Annotated in this window: 20 protein-coding genes; 15 read left to right on the top strand and 5 right to left on the bottom strand. The window is 44.7% G+C overall.

Features of this window, described 5'->3' with window-relative positions; translation table 11 throughout:
- Position 1: 1 nt before the first annotated feature.
- The 6 genes from rpmJ to rplQ all read left to right on the top strand — a co-directional run bounded on the left by rpmJ (position 2) and on the right by rplQ (position 3,145).
- The gene (gene rpmJ, locus V6259_RS16415; protein WP_133013000.1) at positions 2-115 is read left to right on the top strand and encodes a 50S ribosomal protein L36; all 114 of its coding nucleotides are present in this window, start codon (positions 2-4) and stop codon (positions 113-115) included.
- Positions 116-235: 120 nt separating this feature from the next.
- Complete coding sequence (gene rpsM / locus V6259_RS16410; protein ID WP_133004488.1) at positions 236-592, top strand: 30S ribosomal protein S13; 357 nt, start codon at positions 236-238, stop codon at positions 590-592.
- A 65-nt stretch (positions 593-657) separates the two neighbouring features.
- Positions 658-1,050, top strand: a complete 393-nt coding sequence (rpsK, locus tag V6259_RS16405; protein WP_012071913.1) for a 30S ribosomal protein S11 — start codon at positions 658-660, stop codon at positions 1,048-1,050.
- 16 nt (positions 1,051-1,066) lie between these two features.
- Positions 1,067-1,687 (top strand): 30S ribosomal protein S4, encoded by a 621-nt coding sequence (gene rpsD, locus V6259_RS16400; protein ID WP_133013001.1) that lies wholly within the window; start codon positions 1,067-1,069, stop codon positions 1,685-1,687.
- A gap of 33 nt (positions 1,688-1,720) precedes the next feature.
- The gene (locus V6259_RS16395) at positions 1,721-2,725 is read left to right on the top strand and encodes a DNA-directed RNA polymerase subunit alpha (RefSeq protein WP_133013002.1); all 1,005 of its coding nucleotides are present in this window, start codon (positions 1,721-1,723) and stop codon (positions 2,723-2,725) included.
- Positions 2,726-2,767: 42 nt separating this feature from the next.
- A complete protein-coding gene (rplQ, locus tag V6259_RS16390; RefSeq protein WP_133013003.1) occupies positions 2,768-3,145 on the top strand; it encodes a 50S ribosomal protein L17 in 378 nt (125 codons plus the stop codon).
- 117 nt (positions 3,146-3,262) lie between these two features.
- On the opposite strand, the gene uvrA is transcribed toward rplQ, so the two are convergent.
- Positions 3,263-6,100 carry an excinuclease ABC subunit UvrA gene (uvrA, locus tag V6259_RS16385; RefSeq protein ID WP_341585475.1) on the bottom strand — a complete coding sequence of 946 codons (2,838 nt, stop codon included), beginning with the start codon at positions 6,098-6,100 and terminating at the stop codon, positions 3,263-3,265.
- Positions 6,101-6,260: 160 nt separating this feature from the next.
- Here uvrA and V6259_RS16380 point away from each other — a divergent pair, with 160 nt between their 5' ends.
- From V6259_RS16380 to cspE (V6259_RS16360), 5 genes are all read left to right on the top strand, one after another.
- Entirely contained in the window at positions 6,261-7,619 is a 1,359-nt protein-coding gene (locus V6259_RS16380; RefSeq protein ID WP_133013005.1) for an MFS transporter, read from the top strand.
- A gap of 33 nt (positions 7,620-7,652) precedes the next feature.
- Entirely contained in the window at positions 7,653-8,375 is a 723-nt protein-coding gene (gene ssb / locus V6259_RS16375; RefSeq protein ID WP_341585474.1) for a single-stranded DNA-binding protein, read from the top strand.
- 94 nt (positions 8,376-8,469) lie between these two features.
- Positions 8,470-8,841 carry a VOC family protein gene (locus V6259_RS16370; RefSeq protein WP_341585473.1) on the top strand — a complete coding sequence of 124 codons (372 nt, stop codon included), beginning with the start codon at positions 8,470-8,472 and terminating at the stop codon, positions 8,839-8,841.
- Between the two features lie 282 nt (positions 8,842-9,123).
- On the top strand, positions 9,124-9,330 hold the full coding sequence (gene cspE / locus V6259_RS16365) for a transcription antiterminator/RNA stability regulator CspE (protein ID WP_133013008.1): 207 nt from the start codon (positions 9,124-9,126) through the stop codon (positions 9,328-9,330).
- A gap of 186 nt (positions 9,331-9,516) precedes the next feature.
- Complete coding sequence (cspE, locus tag V6259_RS16360; RefSeq protein ID WP_133013008.1) at positions 9,517-9,723, top strand: transcription antiterminator/RNA stability regulator CspE; 207 nt, start codon at positions 9,517-9,519, stop codon at positions 9,721-9,723.
- A gap of 90 nt (positions 9,724-9,813) precedes the next feature.
- On the opposite strand, the gene V6259_RS16355 is transcribed toward cspE (V6259_RS16360), so the two are convergent.
- Both V6259_RS16355 and V6259_RS16350 read right to left on the bottom strand, forming a co-directional pair.
- Positions 9,814-10,884 (bottom strand): alcohol dehydrogenase family protein, encoded by a 1,071-nt coding sequence (locus V6259_RS16355; protein ID WP_341585472.1) that lies wholly within the window; start codon positions 10,882-10,884, stop codon positions 9,814-9,816.
- A gap of 13 nt (positions 10,885-10,897) precedes the next feature.
- Positions 10,898-11,422 (bottom strand): TetR/AcrR family transcriptional regulator, encoded by a 525-nt coding sequence (locus V6259_RS16350; protein ID WP_341585471.1) that lies wholly within the window; start codon positions 11,420-11,422, stop codon positions 10,898-10,900.
- Between the two features lie 204 nt (positions 11,423-11,626).
- Between V6259_RS16350 and smrA the strand changes: the two genes are divergently transcribed.
- The 4 genes from smrA (at position 11,627) to V6259_RS16330 (ending at position 17,181) form a co-directional block, all read left to right on the top strand.
- The gene (gene smrA, locus V6259_RS16345; RefSeq protein ID WP_341585470.1) at positions 11,627-12,208 is read left to right on the top strand and encodes a DNA endonuclease SmrA; all 582 of its coding nucleotides are present in this window, start codon (positions 11,627-11,629) and stop codon (positions 12,206-12,208) included.
- A 151-nt stretch (positions 12,209-12,359) separates the two neighbouring features.
- A complete protein-coding gene (locus V6259_RS16340) occupies positions 12,360-15,281 on the top strand; it encodes an insulinase family protein (protein ID WP_341585469.1) in 2,922 nt (973 codons plus the stop codon).
- 35 nt (positions 15,282-15,316) lie between these two features.
- Positions 15,317-16,423 (top strand): 1-acyl-sn-glycerol-3-phosphate acyltransferase, encoded by a 1,107-nt coding sequence (locus V6259_RS16335; RefSeq protein WP_341585468.1) that lies wholly within the window; start codon positions 15,317-15,319, stop codon positions 16,421-16,423.
- Between the two features lie 17 nt (positions 16,424-16,440).
- A complete protein-coding gene (locus V6259_RS16330) occupies positions 16,441-17,181 on the top strand; it encodes a lysophospholipid acyltransferase family protein (RefSeq protein ID WP_240537152.1) in 741 nt (246 codons plus the stop codon).
- A gap of 108 nt (positions 17,182-17,289) precedes the next feature.
- On the opposite strand, the gene fabB is transcribed toward V6259_RS16330, so the two are convergent.
- Both fabB and fabA read right to left on the bottom strand, forming a co-directional pair.
- Positions 17,290-18,504, bottom strand: a complete 1,215-nt coding sequence (gene fabB, locus V6259_RS16325) for a beta-ketoacyl-ACP synthase I (protein WP_133013013.1) — start codon at positions 18,502-18,504, stop codon at positions 17,290-17,292.
- A gap of 26 nt (positions 18,505-18,530) precedes the next feature.
- Positions 18,531-19,046, bottom strand: coding sequence for a bifunctional 3-hydroxydecanoyl-ACP dehydratase/trans-2-decenoyl-ACP isomerase (gene fabA / locus V6259_RS16320; RefSeq protein ID WP_133013014.1), 516 nt, complete (start codon positions 19,044-19,046; stop codon positions 18,531-18,533).
- Positions 19,047-19,246 lie beyond the last annotated feature (200 nt).

Raw genomic sequence — 19,246 nt, 5'->3', positions numbered from 1 at the left:
CATGAAAGTACGTGCATCTGTAAAAAAAATCTGTCGTAACTGTAAAATCGTTCGTCGTAACGGTGCAGTTCGAGTGATTTGCTCTGAGCCTCGTCACAAACAGCGTCAAGGTTAATTGCGAGTTAGCTCAATGATAGGGAAGGGTGGTTGATTTATGGCCTAAAGATAGGCATAATCAGCCGCCCTCATGAAAGCAAAGTGATGATTAATCATCCATAACAACGGAGTAAATTGAATGGCTCGTATAGCCGGTGTCAATATTCCTGACAATAAACATGCGGTCATTTCTCTGACTTACATCTTCGGAATTGGTCGCACTCGTTCGCGCGCAATTTGCGCCGCGTCAGGTGTTGCAGAAACTACGAAAATCGGTTCATTAAGTGATGATATTCTTGATGAACTTCGTGGTGAAGTTGCTAAGTATACTGTAGAGGGTGATCTACGCCGTGAAGTCAGCATGTCTATTAAACGTCTGATGGATCTTGGCTGTAATCGTGGTATTCGTCATCGCCGCAGCCTACCTGTTCGTGGTCAACGTACCAAAACGAACGCTCGTACACGGAAAGGCCCTCGTAAGCCTATTCGTAAGTAATATAAACGCGTTTCGCTCTAGCTGCTAAGACAGCAAGAGCTGAGCATTAAATAGGAAAGTGCAATATGGCTAAGCCAGCTACGCGCAATACCAAGAAAAAAGTCAAAAAGACGGTTGTTGATGGTGTTGCTCATGTACATGCATCATTTAACAACACTATCGTGACTATCACCGATCGCCAAGGCAACGCTTTGTCTTGGGCTACTGCAGGTGGTTCTGGTTTTCGCGGATCTCGTAAAAGTACACCATTCGCAGCTCAAGTAGCAGCGGAACGTGCCGGTACTGTCGCACAAGAATTTGGCCTTAAAAACGTCGACGTAATGATTAAGGGCCCTGGTCCTGGTCGTGAGTCCGCAGTTCGTGCATTGAATGCATTGGGCTTGCGTATTAATAACATCACAGATGTGACGCCAATCCCGCACAACGGTTGTCGTCCACCTAAGAAACGTCGCGTTTAACTGAGGAGACAGATACATGGCTCGTTATATAGGTCCAACTTGTAAATTGTCTCGTCGTGAAGGCACCGACTTGCAATTGAAGAGCGGTTCACGCGCTCTTGAGTCAAAATGTAAAGCAGATACGGTTCCTGGTGTGCACGGTGCACGTCGCAGTCGTCTTTCTGATTACGGCTTACAATTACGTGAGAAACAAAAAGTTCGCCGTATGTACGGTGTTCTTGAGAAACAATTTAGTAATTACTACAAATCTGCTGCTCGTCTAAAAGGCGCGACTGGTGAGAACCTTTTGCAACTTTTGGAATCACGTTTAGATAACGTTGTTTACCGCGCAGGTTTTGGTTCTACACGTGCGGAAGCTCGTCAACTAGTAGGCCATAAAGGCATTCTAGTAAATGGCGCTACGGTTAACATTCCATCTTACCAAGTTCAAGCTGGTGATGTTGTGTCTATCCGTGAAAAAGCTAAGAAGCAATTGCGTATTCAAAGCGCACTAGAGCTATCTAAAAATCGCACATCGATCCATTGGATCGAAGTTGATACAACTAAACTGGAAGCAACTTATAAAGCTGTTCCAGAACGTGCCGATTTATCAGCTGAAATTAATGAGAACCTAATTGTCGAACTTTACTCTAAGTAAGTTGGTGATTAGGATTAAGAAATAGGTGGATCTATGCAGCGTTCAGTGAGCGAATTGTTAACCCCACGCAACATTGAAGTTCAAGAATTAGGCAAAACGCGAGCTAAAGTTACATTACAACCACTAGAACGTGGTTTTGGTCATACTTTAGGTAATGCGTTGCGTCGTATTCTATTGTCTTCAATGCCTGGTTGTGCAATTGTTGAAGTTGAAATCGACGGTGTATTGCATGAATACAGCGCAATTGAAGGGGTTAAAGAAGATGTCATTGAAATTCTTCTTAACCTGAAAGGAGTTGCGATCGCTCTACACGGGCAAGATGAAGCAACTCTTACTTTAAGTAAAAAAGGTCCTGGTATCGTAACAGCTGGTGATATTCAGTTAGTTGCTGATGCAGAGATCGCTAACCCTGACCATGTACTTGCCCACTTGGACGATACTGCTGAACTTTCTATGCAGATCAAAGTGGCTCGTGGTCGCGGTTATGAGCCTGCTGACGCTCGTGTTGCTAGCGACGATGAGACTCGTCCTATTGGTCGCTTGCAACTGGATGCCTCGTTCAGCCCTGTTCGTCGTGTAGCCTACAGTGTTGATAATGCTCGAGTTGAGCAACGTACTGATCTTGATAAGCTAGTTTTAGATATCGAGTCAAATGGTACGATTGACCCTGAAGAAGCTATCCGTCGCGCAGCGACTATTTTACAACAGCAAATCGCTGTCTTTGTCGCCCTTGAAAGCGAAAGCGAAGCGCCTGTTGTGGAAGAAGAGGATGAGATTGATCCAATTTTGCTACGCCCGGTTGATGATCTTGAGTTAACCGTTCGCAGTGCTAATTGTTTGAAAGCAGAGAACATTTATTACATCGGTGATTTGATTCAACGTACTGAGGTTGAGCTTCTTAAGACGCCTAACCTAGGTAAAAAGTCGTTAACTGAAATCAAAGATGTTTTAGCACAGCGTGGTTTGTCTTTGGGAATGCGTTTAGAGAACTGGCCACCGGCTAGTTTGAAAGACGATAGCAAGGTACTAGCTCGCTAGGTCATTGTTCCCTGACCACCGTAGTTTGGTAAGGAATATAAAATGCGTCATCGTAAGAGTGGTCGTCACTTAAACCGTACTAGCTCTCATCGTAAAGCGATGTTTAAAAATATGGCTGCTTCTTTGTTCGAGCACGAAGTTATTAAAACTACGTTGCCGAAAGCCAAAGAACTTCGCCGTGTTGCAGAGCCTTTGATTACCCTGGCGAAAGAAGATTCCGTTGCGAATCGTCGCCTTGCCTTTGCTCGTACTCGTAGCAAAGATGCAGTAGGTAAATTGTTCACAGAACTTGGTCCTCGTTACCAAGCTCGTCCTGGCGGTTACATTCGCATTTTAAAATGTGGATTCCGTTCAGGTGACAATGCACCTATGGCTTACGTTGAATTGGTCGATCGACCAGTTGCGGAAGCAGCTGAGTAATATCAGTTTGTAACAAAAAAGCCGAGCTTATAGCTCGGCTTTTTTTGTGTCTGAAATTTGTGTCAAAAAAAGCGGCATAGCCGCTTTTTTGTTCAATGAATTATGGGGGTTAATGCTTCATTGTTTATTTTTCTCGGCTAGCATCCCTTTTAAGAAGCGACCGGTATGAGAGCGGGTTGATTCTGCTACCTCTTCTGGTGTCCCTTCTGCAATGATATAGCCACCGCCGCTGCCGCCTTCTGGTCCAAGATCTACAACCCAGTCAGCCGTTTTGATCACATCTAGATTATGTTCAATGACGACAACGGTATTGCCGTGATCTCGTAAGCGATGTAATACCTTCAGAAGCTGCTCTATATCGGCAAAATGCAATCCGGTGGTTGGTTCATCAAGGATATATAAGGTCTGACCTGTATCGCGCTTAGACAGTTCTTTTGCTAGCTTCACACGTTGTGCTTCACCACCAGATAGCGTTGTCGCGGCTTGTCCTAGCTTTATATAGCCTAGGCCAACATCAATCAAGGTTTGCAGTTTACGTGCAATAGAGGGAACGGCATCGAAAAAGTCTCTGGCATCTTCAATGGTCATATCTAAACATTGATGAATATTTTTGTTTTTATAATGAATTTCGAGCGTTTCACGGTTATAACGTTTCCCCTTACAGATGTCACAAGGAACATAGACATCCGGTAAGAAATGCATTTCAACCTTTATCACTCCGTCGCCTTGGCAGGCTTCACAGCGACCACCTTTCACATTAAAGCTAAAACGTCCTGGCTTATAGCCGCGGGAACGCGCTTCTTGAGTGGCTGCAAACAACTCTCGCATCGGCGTGAAGATGCCTGTGTAAGTTGCTGGATTAGAACGTGGTGTTCTACCAATGGGGCTTTGGTTTATATCTACGCATTTATCGAACAGATCTAACCCTTCAATACGATCATGGGGCGCCGCTTTCAGGGTGGTTGCACCATTTAATGCGGTTGATGCCAATGGATATAGGGTGCCGTTTATCAGAGTTGATTTACCTGAGCCAGACACGCCGGTGACACAGGTCATGATACCGACGGGAATTTTTAGATCCACGTTGTTTAGGTTGTTTCCTGTCGCACCAATTAAGTTTAGTGATTGTCCATTTTTTGCTTTGTTTCGGGTGGAAGGTATTTCAATTTTACGTTTGCCGGTCAAGAATTGACCGGTTACCGAGTTCTCGCAATCCATTACATCTTGTGGTGTGCCACTAACAATCACTTCGCCACCATGAATGCCGGCACCAGGGCCAATGTCGACGACAAAATCAGCGACACGAATCGCATCTTCATCATGTTCCACGACAATGACGGTATTACCAAGATCTCGTAAGCGAGTCAGCGTTTCAATCAAGCGTTCATTATCTCGTTGGTGAAGCCCGATAGAAGGCTCATCAAGTATATACATAACCCCAACTAATCCAGCGCCAATTTGGCTCGCTAGGCGAATACGTTGGGCTTCGCCACCTGATAAGGAGTCGGCTTTTCGGTCTAGGGTTAAGTAATCCAATCCCACATTAACTAAGAAGGTCAGTCGATCGCAAATTTCTTTGAGAATTTTTGACGCGATTTCACCGCGTGCGCCAGGAAGTTCAAGTGCTTCAAAATAATGAAGGCATTCGGCAATTGGGTAAGTCACTATTTCAGGCAAGGTCTGTTCATTAATAAATACGTTTCTTGCTGAGCGATTAAGTCGTGAGCCATGACAATCTGGGCACGACTGAGTACTAATGTATTGAGACAAGTCTTCTCTAACACTGTCAGACTCGGTCTCATGATAGCGACGCTGAAGGTTCGGTAATACACCCTCAAAGACATGAGATCGAATCATTTTGTCACCGCGTTCATTGATGTAAACAAAATCTATTTTATCTTTGCCTGAGCCTTTTAGAATTTTATTTTGAAATTCTATTGGAATGTCTTTAAATTTAGCTTCTACATCAAAGCCATAGTGCTTTGCTAATGCTGTCAATTGCTGGTAGTAAAAAATACTGCGTCGTCCCCAGCCGCGAATGGCGCCTTCAGCAAGGGTTAATGTGCCGTCTTGAATGATGCGATCTGGATCAAATAGTTGATGAGTGCCTAAGCCGTCACAGGTTTGGCATGCTCCATTCGGGTTATTAAATGAGAATAAACGAGGCTCAAGCTCCGTTAAGCTGTAGCCACAAACAGGGCAAGCAAATTTACTTGAGAAAATGTGAATGTCCTTGTCGTCGTCCATATTGAGGACTTTAGCGATGCCGTCTGACAGAGCCAGACAGGTTTCAAAGGACTCAGCTAGACGTAATTTAAGGTCACTACGAACTTTAAATCGATCAATGACAACTTCGATAGTATGTTTCTTATTCTTTTCTAAAGCTGGAACATCGTCTAAATCGACAACGATTCCATCAATGCGTGCGCGAATAAATCCCTTAGATAACAAGTCACTAAGAATATGAAGGTGCTCACCTTTGCGATCCTTTACGATCGGTGCGAGCAACATCATTTTAGTTTCCTCAGGTAGGGAGATTATCTTGTCAACCATTTGTGATATGGTCTGCGCTTCAAGAGGTTCTCCATGATCAGGACAGCGTGGTTGACCTGCTCGTGCAAATAAGAGGCGGAGGTAATCATAAATCTCTGTGATAGTTCCGACTGTTGAGCGCGGGTTATGTGATGTAGATTTCTGTTCAATAGATATGGCTGGGGAAAGTCCTTCGATATGATCTATATCTGGCTTTTCCATCATGGATAAAAATTGACGAGCATATGTCGAAAGGGATTCTACATAGCGTCGTTGGCCTTCTGCATATAGTGTATCGAAGGCGAGAGAAGATTTACCCGAACCTGACAGTCCTGTGATCACCACTAGTTTGTCTCTGGGGATGTCTAAGTCCACATTCTTAAGATTGTGGGTGCGAGCTCCGCGTATGGTGATGGTATCCATGAGTCTCCAAATAGTTTTTTAGCTACAGAAATTAACATCGTTATTGTTGGTGGAATAACTGTCTATTTTTACAGTACTTGAAATAGAGCTTCAACGATATTTTAGGTAAAATAGGCATCTTTCTTTTTTAAACCCTAAGTTGAGTGGTTGTAATCTCCTTATGGATGTACTCGAACGTCGTTCTGTTCTCGCACTAGCATCAGTGTATTTATTTAGAATGCTAGGTCTTTTCCTTATTATGCCGGTTATTAGTGTAGCCGCCGATGGCTTAACAGGGTCGGATGCTGCCTTAATTGGTACCGCAATTGGTATCTACGGTTTCACTCAAGCTTGTCTACAAATTCCGATGGGAATGTGGTCGGATCGTATCGGTCGTAAGCGTGTGATTGTTATTGGCTTATTATTGTTTGCTTTGGGGAGTTTGATTTGCGCCAACGCGACCGATATTAGTGTTCTCATTATCGGTCGAGCCGTGCAGGGCGCTGGCGCCATTGCCAGTACATTAATGGCGTTGCTGAGCGATGTCACTCGGGAGCAAAACCGAACTAAGGCAATGGCCACCGTTGGTATCAGTATCGGTGCCTCTTTCATGCTGTCGTTGGTATTGGGCCCCTGGATATTCGATCTTATTGGTTTGTCAGGACTGTTTTACTTATCCTTCGGTTTTTCTTTCCTAGGTATCGCGTTAGTGCTCTTCATGGTGCCAAATGTGGTTCAGCATACTTTCCGTCGAGATACGACGCCCAGTGCTATCGCCTTAGGAAAAGTACTTAAAGATAGTAAGTTGCGCTTTTTAAATATTAGCGTCTTGTTACTGCATTCAAGTCTCACGGCATTATTTGTCACTGTGCCTCACTTACTAATCACTCGATTCGGCCTTCCTTTGGCTCATCATAGTTGGTTGTATCTGGCGATCATGGGTTTTGCTTTTGTTGGTATGGTACCATTGGTAATAATTGCCGAAGCTAAAGGTAAAATGAAAGAAGTGGTGTTCGGTGTTGTTGTATTGTTGGGCTTTAGTACTTTGTTGTTGCAATGGGCTCCCTATTTATGGGCTTTTGGACTTCTTCTATGGGCTTATTTCGTCGGTTTTAATACTTTAGAAGCAACATTACCTTCTTTAATTAGTAAGTTAGCCCCAGTTGGTTATCGTGGAACTGCTATGGGGGTTTTTTCTACCCATCAGTTTTTAGGTTCCTTTATCGGAGGCGTTGGTGGTGGTTGGCTATTACAGTACTCTTCCAGCAACAGTTTATTTCTTGTCGTCGGATTAGTATTGCTGTTGTGGTCGATAGTTTGCTTATACCAGCCTACAATACAACAACTGAGCAGCATGGCATTTAGCCTACCAGAAGGCGATGATGCGGCTATAAAACTGTTTGCAGACCAGCTTTCCCATGTGGAAGGCGTGGAAGATATGCAGATTTTCATAGATGAGCGCACAGCTTATCTTAAAGTAGACAAAAAAATACTCGATAAAGAGACATTGCAGCGCCTTGCGCCGCAAGTAAACCTTTAAAGATGATAATGAATTATTTAGTTGGAGAGCGTCATGGCACGTGGAATTAACAAGGTTATCTTAATTGGTAACGCTGGCAATGATGCCGAAGTGCGTTTTATGCCATCGGGTGCAGCGGTTGCAAACGTTAACATAGCAACATCAGAAAGCTGGCGCGATAAGCAAACTGGACAAATGCAAGAACGTACTGAATGGCACCGGGTTGCCTTTATGGACCGCGGTAATTTCCGCTTAGGTCAGATTGCGGGTGACTTTATCAAAAAAGGCTCAAAAGTTTACGTAGAAGGTTCTTTACGTACGCGTGAGTGGGAAAAAGACGGCATCAAACGCTACACAACAGAAATCGTAGCAAACGAAATGCAGTTACTTGATGGCCGTGGTGATAACAGCAATGGCGGCCAGCAAGGCGGTTATGATTCAGGTTCGCAAGGTGGTTATAGTAACAACCAAGCGCCTCAGCAAGGCGGTTACAACCAAGCACCCGCTCAGCAAGCACCACAGCAAGGTTTTAATCAGCCACAGCAAGGTGGCTATAACCAAGCACCTGCTCAGCAAGCGCCTCAACAAGCTGCGCCACAAGCTCAGCCACAATCTTTTGGTAGTTGGGGTAATGCACCACAACAAGCACCTGCGCAACAAGCTGCGCCACAGCAACGTGCGCCACAGCAAGCAGCTCCTCAGCGTGCTCCAGCACCTGAACCAAAGCCTCAGCAAGCGCCAAACTTTGACGACTTCGATGACGATATTCCTTTCTGAATATCTGAATGCATAAAGTCTAGAGTTAACTCGAAAGTCCCTTTATAGGGACTTTTTTGTATCATATCGCCATTTTCAAACTTAGGATTAAGTCATGCTTTTAGGTGTCACGCTCGGAACGAACAATCTCACTAAGGCGAGTGCCTTTTACGATGCGGTGTTAAGAACACTTAACATGGTCAGAACGATGACGGTTGATGGAGAAGTAGGTTACGGTGTGGTTGGCGGTGCGAGTTGCTTTTGGGTGCTGACGCCATTCAATAAACAGCAGGCGACAATCGGTAATGGTGTGCAAGTGACGTTTCAGGCGTCGAATAATGACGAAGTCGAGGCATTTTATCGTACCGCATTAGCGTGTGGTGGAACCGATGAGGGCGCGCCAGGTTATCGCTATCGCCCTAATTATTTTGGTGCCTATTGTCGGGATTTAGACGGTAATAAATTGCACGTTATGTATGAGAATTAATTATTTCGGTATTAAGTGTATTCTAGGGTAGGTTTTAACGCTTATTTTGAGTTGTTAGCTATTTACTCTGGCGAAGGTTCTAGATAAAACTTGCTATATAGTCTCGCTTGATGTTATTGTAATTTCAGTGGGTCAATAGAAAGCCCTGTTTATTTGTACGTACCTCGTTGTTATTAGTAATAATTCTTCGCGTTATCCTCAGTTAAATATTTGTTTTCTTGATACTCAATCGCCTAATTTTATAGGCACAACTTAACTTTATTAATATCTAGGATATCTATTATGTCTACAACAACTGGTACAGTAAAATGGTTTAACGAAACTAAAGGTTTCGGTTTCATCGAACAAGAATCTGGTCCTGATGTTTTCGCTCATTTCAGCGCAATTGTTAGTGATGGATTCAAAACATTGGCTGAAGGCCAACGTGTAGAATTTACTGTTACACAAGGCCAAAAAGGCCCACAAGCAGAAAATATTGTTTGTATCTAAATTTTTTAATTAGTGGGCTTTTTAGTCCACTTGTTAATACTAGTTTGAAAGAAAGACCTGTTTATTGTACGTACCACGTTGTTATTAGTAATAATTCATCGCGTTATCCTCAGTTAAATATCAGTTTTCTTCATGCTTAATCGCCTTATTTTGGGCACACTTTTATTAATTTCTAGGATATCTATTATGTCTACAACAACTGGTACAGTAAAATGGTTTAACGAAACTAAAGGTTTCGGTTTCATCGAACAAGAATCTGGCCCTGACGTTTTCGCTCATTTCAGCGCAATTGTTAGTGATGGATTCAAAACATTGGCTGAAGGCCAACGTGTAGAATTTACCGTGACACAAGGCCAAAAAGGTCCACAAGCAGAAAATATTGTTTGTATCTAAAAGCATTGTGTTAGCGTCAAAGCCCCTTTTATAGGGGCTTTTTTGTTTTTATAGGGCGCATAACTTAGGATTAAAGATTATAAGTACGCATTAACGCGTGGTAACCGTCAGTACTATTTTCCCTAAATGGTGTTTTTTCTGAAACGCTTCTTGTGCCTGAATGATCTCTTTTAGTGGGTAAGTTTTCGCCACCAGTGGTTTTATTTTTCCTTGCTCAAGGTAGTGAATCAAGTTCTGAAATACGTTCGGCGCTAAGACTGTGCAACCAAATAAGCTCAAATCTTTTAAATACAAGGTTCTCACATCCAGCTCAACGAATGCCCCGCCAATAGCACCAGAAACAGCATAGCGACCACCTGGGCTTAGCACTTGTAAGAAGGTCGGCCATTGCTCACCGGCAACAAGATCAATCACCACATCGACGCTATTCTCCCCCAATACAGACACTAGATCATCTTCACGGGTAACAACTTGGTCCGCGCCTATATCGGTCAAGGCTTGGCGTTTACTCGCGCTGGTAATGGCAATCACATGAGCGCCACGCGCTTTTGCTAATTGCACCGCCGCAGAGCCCACACCACCCGATGCACCGGAAATTAAGACGCGATCTTGAGCACAGACGTTGGCTCGGCTGAGCATATTTTCTGCAGTTGAATAGGAGCACGGAAAGGATGCCAGTTCAGAATCTGATAAGTCACTTTGAATAGCGTAAGCGTGCCTGTCTGCCGCCTTGGTATATTGCGCAAAACCACCATTACACTCTGAGCCGAAATAGCCTGGTGGGTTGAGGGCTTCACCGTTGGCTTCTTGCAGACAGGGCTCGATAAGAACACGCTCTCCAATACGTTTTGGATTAACCTTGCTGCCAACGGCCACTATGATGCCGCAGACATCTGCCCCTTGAATAAGAGGAAACGACAAAGCCTGACCTGACCAGCTGGCGCCAGTACTATCGGTTTCTTTTTTTGAATACCACGCTAATCGAGTATTAAGGTCCGTATTATTGACGCCTGCTGCAGCAACGTGAATCAACACGTCTTGGCTGCTCAGAATGGGGATAGGTAAATCATCGCGGTAGTGTAATTTGTCTGTGTCGCCATGTCCGGTCAGGACGATGCCACTCATTGTGTCTGGAATAGAGCTTGGAATAGTGGATGTCATAGTGGTTGGCCTTTTAGTTAGATGTTTGAGTCGTATTCATCAGAACGGACAGTATGGTTTGAGCCGCAACGACCGCTTGTGCGCCTAAAATAGGCCACGCACTGGAAATACCTTCATGTAACAAGAACAAAGGGTCGATTAAGTCTAATCTTTGGCTTTTTTCAGCTAAGAACTGGCGGACTTCCTCTTTGTGTTCCTTGACGGCTTTATTAATCAGCGCGTTGTCGGGAAAAGCGGCAACGGCATTCATCGACAAACAGCCATGAGGGGCGTTTTCTGCCATCCATACCTCAAGGCGTTGAAATATATCGAATACTGCCTGTTCAGCATTGGCTGATAGCGCACTATCAAGGTAAGTAAGATAGCGCTGGTGGCGATACGCTAGCGCGGCGACGACCATGGCTTCTTTCGACGGGTAGTGTTTATACAGAGTGCGCAAACTGACGTTACAGGCTGTTTTCAGTTTATCCACATTTGGCTCGGCAAAGCCATATTGGCTAAAGGCAAGCTCAAGGCTGGCTGCGATTTGTTGTTTCAAAGTAGCTTTCCTAAAGAGTAGAGTGTTTATTCTACTTAGCAGGGTAGAGTTAACACTCTACCTCTGTCAATACACTGCCATTGATTTCAGCAAATTTTGTTTGAATCGAGGCGATATCTAGCGGGGATTTATCGGTATACTTGTTGCTTTTTGACGCATAGCTAGGTGCTTCAAAGGCACAGCACAAGGGAAGAGGTTGGAACAGTGAACGATGACGATGAAGCATCTTTGTTTGCTCAAGAAGTTGCAGGCATTCAGCCTTTAGAAAAAAGCGAAGTGTATCTTGGTAAGAAAGGTGCGCCGGTGGATTTTCAAGCGCGTAAACGTGCGGCTATTATGGCGAAAGAAGCCGACAGTAATCACTTGTCGCATGACTACGTTGAAAAAGTCGAACCAAACGATGTGTTAGAGTATAAGCGTTCTGGTGTGCAAGACGGCGTGTTTAAGCGTCTGCGTCAGGGGAAATACGGTATCGAGTCTCGTTTGGACCTGCATCAGAGAACGGTCGCCCAAGCGCGAGAGTTGGTCTATCAGTTTGTTGAAGATTGCATGCGGAATGACATTCGTGTGGCGATTATTGTTCATGGTAAGGGTGATCGCACGCCAAACCCAGACAACCAAGCGATGATCAAAAGTTACATTAATAAGTGGTTGCGTGATTTAGACAGTGTCATGGCCTTCCACAGTGCGCAGCGTTATCATGGTGGTTTGGGTGCCGTGTATGTGCTTTTCAAAAAAAGCGAAAAAGCACGCCTTGAAAACTGGGAAAAAACCCAAAAACGCTAAAGTTTCACATAACCACCACAAAAGCATCACGGTTTATTCGTGCAGTAAAACTCACAAATTTGTTATAATTCCGGCACTTTGCGGTCTTGAGTTCCATTAGGCTGCCCCAAAACATTCCAATCACCGTATTCTAATTCACTAGAGGTAGAGAATGACTAATAGCACCGCACATCATCCTGCGTTTACTTTTCTTCGCAGCGAGTTTATCGATGCTCTAAACGTGACTGTTCAAGAGTTCGAGCACACAGTTACAGGCGCTAAACATTTTCATATCGCATCAGAGAATGACGAAAACGTTTTCTTGGTCGGATTGAAAACGGTTCCAACCGATTCTTGTGGTGTGGCGCATATTCTAGAGCACACCGTATTGTGCGGCTCTGAACGTTTTCCTGTTCGCGATCCCTTCTTTATGATGATTCGTCGTTCTTTGAATACGTTCATGAACGCTTTTACATCATCAGACTGGACGGCATATCCATTTGCCAGCAAGAACAAAAAAGATTTTCATAACCTGCTTGGTGTGTATTTGGATGCGGTGTTTTTCTCGCGTTTGGATGAGCTGGATTTCTCTCAAGAAGGTCATCGTCTTGAGTTCGCTGAGCCAACCAATCCAGAGTCTGAGCTAACCTACAAAGGTGTGGTCTTCAATGAAATGAAGGGGGCGATGAGTTCGACCACCTCTGTATTGTGGCAGACACTGACCAAATACCTATTCCCAGACAATACTTACCACTTTAATTCTGGTGGTGAGCCAACGGACATCCCTGATCTTTCTTATGATGATCTATTGGCTTTTTACCGCACCCATTACCATCCATCCAATGCGGTCTTTATGACCTTTGGTGATATCCCCGCTGAAACACTGCAAGCGGAATTCGAAGATAAAGTTCTGAGCCGTTTTGAACGCTTGGCCACACAAGTCAGCGTACCAAATGTCAAACGTTACTTCTCTCCGGTTCGTGTGGAAGAAGGTTACGCCGCTGATGAAGTCAAAGAAGACGGCAGCCATGTGGTCGTTGGTTGGTTGTTGGGTGAGAGTATCGATCTTGCGCAGCAGTTCGAAGCAGAATTGCTATCGAGTGTGCTGTTGGACAACAGTGCATCACCATTGCGCAGGGTGCTTGAAAGTAGCGAGCTAGGCCGTGCTCCATCGCCTTTGTGTGGCCTTGAAGACAGCAATAAAGAAATGAGTTTCATGTGTGGTCTTGAAGGTGTGAAGCGTGAAAACACCGCTCAAGTGGAAGCATTGATCCTATCGACCCTTGAAGACATCGCCAACAATGGTATTCCACAAGACATGGTCGATGCCATGCTGCATCAGCTAGAATTAAGTCAGCGTGAAGTCGGTGGCGGTAGTTACCCATACGGGTTACAGCTTATTCTAGCCGGCTTATCAACCGCGGTTCATTCTGGTGATGTGATTGCGCAATTGGATCTGGACCCTGTGATCGAAAGCATGCGTGAGAAAGTGCAGGATAAAGACTACATTCCGAATTTGATTCAAACCTTGTTGTTGTCTAATGCGCATCGCGTGACAATTACATTGAGCCCTGATGATGCCCTAGAAATGCGCCGTAATCAGTCAGAAAAAGACCGTTTAAGCAAAATCAAAGCGGCCTTGTCTGACGAAGAAAAAGCAGAAATCATTGCCCGTAGCGAAGCATTAAAAATGCGTCAATCACAAGTGGATGACATGAGCATCTTGCCAAAAGTTGGCCTTGAAGATGTGCCTGCGCGTTTGCCTGAATATGAACATCATCAGAAAACAGGCGAGTTACCGGTGACGTTTTATCCACAGGGCACGAACGGTTTAGTCTACCAGCAGCTAGTGATTGATTTGCCAGAGCTGGATGAAGAAGAAACAAGTCATTTGCCATTATTTTCCTCGTTACTCACAGAGCTAGGTGTGGGTGAGCAAGATTATCTTGCGATCCAAGAGCGCCAAGCTCAAGTTTGTGGTGGTTTGGGGGCGTCGAGCTCGATTCGCGCCAGCATTCAAGATCGTCAAAATGTGAGTGCGTATTTCGTGTTGTCGTCTAAAGCCTTGGTGCCGAATGTTGTGGCAATGAGTGAATTACTAAAAGACACTATGCTGAATGTTCGCTTTGACGAAATCAGTCGTGTAAAAGAGTTGGTGGCACAGCGTCGTTCACGTCGTGAGCAATCGGTTACAGGTCAGGGGCATTCTCTTGCTATGACCGCTGCGTCGAGTGGTATATCAGGATTGTCCGCTCAACAAGAGCAGTGGGGCGGCATGACAGGTATTAGCAAGGCGATTGCTTTAGACGATGCAATGAAGGCAGATGATGCGGCGGTAAAAGACTTATTTGCAGTGTTCTCTCGCTTGCACGCTAAATTACTGGCGGCGCCTAAGCAGATGTTGCTGGTGGCTGAACCTCAGCACGAAGCCAGCATTTTAGATGCTGTACAACCGGTGTTTGCAGACTTACCGCACGGTATGTCATCAAGCGCATTTGTGTTGCCAGCAGTGGATAGCAAGGTCAATACGGCGTGGTTAACCGCGACGCAAGTAAGCTTCTGTAGTAAGGCATATAAAACGGTCTCTGGCGAACACCCAGATGTGGCCGCCTTAACGGTATTGGGCGGCTTCTTACGTAATGGTTTCCTACATCGTGTGATTCGTGAACAGGGTGGTGCTTACGGCGGTGGTGCCAGCTTCGATGGTACTAATGGTGCCTTCCGTTTCTATTCATACCGTGACCCTCGTTTAACAGAAACCTTGGCTGACTTCGATGCTTCCATTGAGTGGATGCTAACGGAAAGCCATACAGGCGATGCGTTGGAAGAAGCTATATTAGGCGTTATTGGTTCAATGGATAAACCTGGCTCGCCAGCAGGTGAAGCGCAGAGTGATTTCTATGTTCAATTGCATGGTCGTTCTTTAGCTTATCGCGAAGCGTTTCGAGCGCGTATTTTGGCAGTGACCATTGAGCAATTAAAAGCGGTAACGAAAAGCTACCTAAACAAAGGAAACGAAAACGTGGCGGTGGTGACATCCGCCTCGAAACGTGCGGAATTAGAAGCGTTAGGCTTCGACATTAAAACTTTATAATAAAAACGAGACAGTTTTTACTAGCGGAAAATTAAATGGATCAGTTTCATGATATACGCCCTTACAACGACGATGAAGTCGTTGAGGTGTTGCACAACCTGGTAGACACGCCAGATTTTATTAATACGATTGTCGGCTTCCGCTTTGCGGGTTGGCCGAAATTACTGCAAGCGCCGTTGGCGTTTGCGGTAAAATTGGCGCTAAAGCGTCAAGTGGCCAATATTAAAAACGTTCATGACTTTCAGATGCGTGTTGCGGGTTACATGGACCGTATGATTAAAACCACGACGACTGACGTAGAATATCGAGGTATTGAAAAGCTAGAAAAAGAGGTAGGTTATTTATTTTTGTCCAACCATAGAGACATTGCGATGGACCCTGCGTTTGTCAATTATGGCTTGTATTTGGCGGGTTTGAACACGGTTCGTATCGCCATTGGTGATAACTTATTGCGTCGCCCTTTTGTGTCTGATCTGATGCGTTTAAACAAAAGCTTTATTGTGAAACGCTCGGTGAATGGTATTCGTGAAATGATGGCCGCTTTTGGGCAGTTGTCAGGTTACATCACGCACTCTCTTACGAAAGACCAATGCAATATCTGGATTGCTCAGAAAGAAGGGCGAGCGAAAGATGGGGTGGATCAAACCGACCCTGCGCTGATCAAGATGTTGTACATGAGTCAGAAAAAAGAGAAAGTAAGTTTTGCTGATGCCATGGCCAATTTAAAAATTGTCCCTGTGTCGATTTCCTATGAATATGATCCATGTGCGTTTGATAAAGCACGTGAATTGCATGAAAAATCGACTACCGGTAATTATGAAAAGTCTGAGTTTGAAGACATCGATAGCATCAAAAATGGCATCGTTGGGCAAAAGGGCAAAGTCGTCGTGACGTTTGGAGATGTGCTTAAAGAAGGCATTGATACCCCTGAAGCTTTAGTCGCGGAAGTGGATCGACAGATCATCACAAGCTACGCCATCCAAGCGAGTAACGAAGCGGCGTTAGCCATTCAGCAAGGCAAGCCGTCGACAGACAGCGCGTTTTCTACGTATCTAGAAAGCTGTCCACCGGAGTTGCGTGACACGGTCATCGCTATGTATGCCAACCCGTTAAAGCAGCAACAAAAATATCTAAATGAATAGAAGTTGAGGTATCGATTGTGCGTTTAGGAATCTTGTTAAGGTCGTGGATCGGCTCAACCATTTTCTTTGTGTATTATATGTTGTCGACGGTCTTTTTTGGCGTACTTGCGCCATTTGCAACTGTGCTATTGCCGAAAGACTATCGCCAGCCAGTGCTTAACCAACATAACAAGGGTTTGTTGTTTGTGTTTCGCATTTTGTGTGGTGTGAAGATCGAAATCATTGGCCGTGAGCACATTAATAAAAATCGTCCAGTGGTGCTGGTGGCGAATCATCAAAGTGAGTGGGAGACCTATGTACTGCAAGTTCTAATGGCGCCTGTCTCTACGGTGCTTAAAAAAGAATTGTTGTCCGTTCCCTTTTTTGGTTGGGGGTTGCGTATGGTGCAACCTATTGCGATTGATCGTTCTAAGCGAACGAATGCACTGAAACAAATTATGAGTCAGGGCAAGGAGCGTCTAGAAGACGGGCGTTCGGTGTTGATCTTTCCTGAAGGCACTCGCACCAAGCCAACAGAAACCAAAGAATTTAATAAGGGCGCAGCCATGTTGGCTACCTCGGCCAAGGCGCCGATCTTGCCTGTGGTGCATAACGCTGGATATGCGTGGCCAAGTAAGAGTTTCTTTAAGTTTCCGGGCTCGATTCGTTTGGTTATTGGGCCAGTGATTGAATCAGAAGGGAAAAAAACGTCTGAGTTGCATAACGAAATGGAACAGTGGATGCGTGCCGAAATGGCGAAGCTGCCCAACGGAAAATAATACAACCATGCATGGTCTTGTTTAAGTGCTGAGTAAAGTGTCATAAAAAAAGCCGCATTATAAAATGCGGCTTTTTTGATTCTGTACTGAATGATCAGTCAGATTAGATTATGCGTCGTATTTTTTGAATACTAGGCTGGCGTTGGTGCCGCCGAAACCAAAACTGTTAGACATGATTAGGTTCAAATCTACGTTGTCTTGACGAGTTGTTACAACAGGAATGTTACCTGCGGCTTCGTCTAGATCATCGATGTTAGCAGATGCTGTGATGAATTTGTTTTCCATCATTAGCAAGCAGTAGATTGCTTCATGAACCCCGGCCGCACCCAAAGAGTGGCCAGACAGTGATTTTGTTGAGCTAATAGATGGGATGTTATCACCAAATGTCTCATTCACTGCTTGTAGTTCTTTCATGTCACCAGCAGGTGTACTAGTACCGTGAGTGTTGATGTAATCAATCTCACCGTCAATAGTGCTCATTGCCATTTGCATACAACGCTTCGCGCCTTCACCAGAAGGAGCAACCATGTCGTAGCCATCGGATGTTGCACCGTAACCTACTAGCTCAGCATAGATTTTTGCACCACGAGCTTTAGCGTGTTCTAGTTCTTCAATGACTAGAATACCGCCGCCGCCAGCGATAACGAAACCATCACGGTTTGAATCGTAAGCACGAGACGCTTTTTCTGGTGTTTCATTGTATTTAGAAGACAAAGCACCCATGGCATCAAACATACATGTTTGCGCCCAGCTTTCTTCTTCGCCACCACCGGCAAATACAACGTCTTGTTTGCCAAGCTGGATAAGCTCCATAGCATTACCAATACAGTGCGCACTGGTTGAACAAGCAGAAGTGATTGAGTAGTTAACGCCTTTGATTTTGAATGGCGTAGCCAAACAAGCAGAAACGGTACTTCCCATGGTTTGGGTTACGCGGTATGGACCCACACGTTTCACGCCTTTCTCTCGTAGAGTGTCAGCGGATTCTACTAGGTTTTGAGCGGATGCACCGCCAGAACCAGCAATCAAACCAGTGCGAATATTAGATACCTGCTCTTCAGTTAAGCCGGAATCCGTTATAGCTTGTTGCATGGATTCATATGCATATGTTGCCGCATCGCCCATGAAACGGCGAACCTTACGATCAATATTGGATGAATCTAAGTCGATGCGACCACAAACGTGGCTACGAAAGCCTTTTTCTTTGTAATCTTCAGCGAAACGAATACCAGAACGGCCCTCGCGCAAGGAGTTCAAAACGCTTTCTTTGTCATTACCTAAGCAACTGACAATACCAAGACCTGTTACTACTACACGACGCATAAATGTGCCTCTTTTACTCTTAATCTTTAGAAGTTGTCTGTTGAAGAGAATAGACCTACACGTAAATCTTGTGCAGTATAAATTTCTCGACCATCAACAGATACGCTTCCGTCTGCAATACCCATAATCAACTTGCGTTCTATGACGCGTTTAAGGTGAATATGGAAGGTAACTTTTTTAGCGGTTGGGAGGATTTGACCTGTGAATTTTACATCACCAGAACCCAGCGCACGACCGCGGCCTTTGTTGCCTTTCCAGCCTAGGAAAAAGCCAACGAGTTGCCACATAGCGTCCAAACCTAAACAGCCAGGCATTACTGGATCACCAGGAAAGTGGCATTTGAAGAACCAAAGGTCTGGATGAATATCAAGCTCAGCTATGATTTCGCCTTTACCGTATTTGCCACCTTCGGTTGCAATATGAGTAATTCGATCAATCATCAGCATATTCCCAACTGGAAGTTGAGCATTGCCTGCACCAAACATATCACCGTTGCCGCATTGTAATAGTTCGTCTTTTTCAAACGAGGAAGCTGTAGTCATTATAATCCTATTTCCACATTCAGCGAATAACTCGATTTAGCTATGCTGAGTTGAGTGGTCCAGTTAGCAGTATAAAATCCAACGAATTATAGCGTCTCAAGCAAGTAATATGAATGTTTGAGTGGAAAAAAAGCGTTTAGACTGCGTAAAAAGTGACCATTTAGTGCTCTCTACTTATAAAAAGGCGTGTTATTTTAGAA

Source organism: Marinomonas sp. TI.3.20 (assembly GCF_038155025.1).
Lineage (GTDB): Bacteria > Pseudomonadota > Gammaproteobacteria > Pseudomonadales > Marinomonadaceae > Marinomonas > Marinomonas flavescens.
The sequence above is the reverse complement of the archived record's forward strand: the minus strand, read 5'-3'. Positions and strand labels throughout refer to the sequence as shown.

Coding starts and splice junctions, on each gene's coding strand:
- rpmJ (WP_133013000.1), top strand. CDS start 2: ATGAAAGTACGTGCATCTGTAAAAAAAATCTGTCGTAACTGTAAAATC.
- rpsM (WP_133004488.1), top strand. CDS start 236: ATGGCTCGTATAGCCGGTGTCAATATTCCTGACAATAAACATGCGGTC.
- rpsK (WP_012071913.1), top strand. CDS start 658: ATGGCTAAGCCAGCTACGCGCAATACCAAGAAAAAAGTCAAAAAGACG.
- rpsD (WP_133013001.1), top strand. CDS start 1,067: ATGGCTCGTTATATAGGTCCAACTTGTAAATTGTCTCGTCGTGAAGGC.
- V6259_RS16395 (WP_133013002.1), top strand. CDS start 1,721: ATGCAGCGTTCAGTGAGCGAATTGTTAACCCCACGCAACATTGAAGTT.
- rplQ (WP_133013003.1), top strand. CDS start 2,768: ATGCGTCATCGTAAGAGTGGTCGTCACTTAAACCGTACTAGCTCTCAT.
- uvrA (WP_341585475.1), bottom strand. CDS start 6,100: ATGGATACCATCACCATACGCGGAGCTCGCACCCACAATCTTAAGAAT.
- V6259_RS16380 (WP_133013005.1), top strand. CDS start 6,261: ATGGATGTACTCGAACGTCGTTCTGTTCTCGCACTAGCATCAGTGTAT.
- ssb (WP_341585474.1), top strand. CDS start 7,653: ATGGCACGTGGAATTAACAAGGTTATCTTAATTGGTAACGCTGGCAAT.
- V6259_RS16370 (WP_341585473.1), top strand. CDS start 8,470: ATGCTTTTAGGTGTCACGCTCGGAACGAACAATCTCACTAAGGCGAGT.
- cspE (WP_133013008.1), top strand. CDS start 9,124: ATGTCTACAACAACTGGTACAGTAAAATGGTTTAACGAAACTAAAGGT.
- cspE (WP_133013008.1), top strand. CDS start 9,517: ATGTCTACAACAACTGGTACAGTAAAATGGTTTAACGAAACTAAAGGT.
- V6259_RS16355 (WP_341585472.1), bottom strand. CDS start 10,884: ATGACATCCACTATTCCAAGCTCTATTCCAGACACAATGAGTGGCATC.
- V6259_RS16340 (WP_341585469.1), top strand. CDS start 12,360: ATGACTAATAGCACCGCACATCATCCTGCGTTTACTTTTCTTCGCAGC.
- V6259_RS16335 (WP_341585468.1), top strand. CDS start 15,317: ATGGATCAGTTTCATGATATACGCCCTTACAACGACGATGAAGTCGTT.
- fabB (WP_133013013.1), bottom strand. CDS start 18,504: ATGCGTCGTGTAGTAGTAACAGGTCTTGGTATTGTCAGTTGCTTAGGT.
- fabA (WP_133013014.1), bottom strand. CDS start 19,046: ATGACTACAGCTTCCTCGTTTGAAAAAGACGAACTATTACAATGCGGC.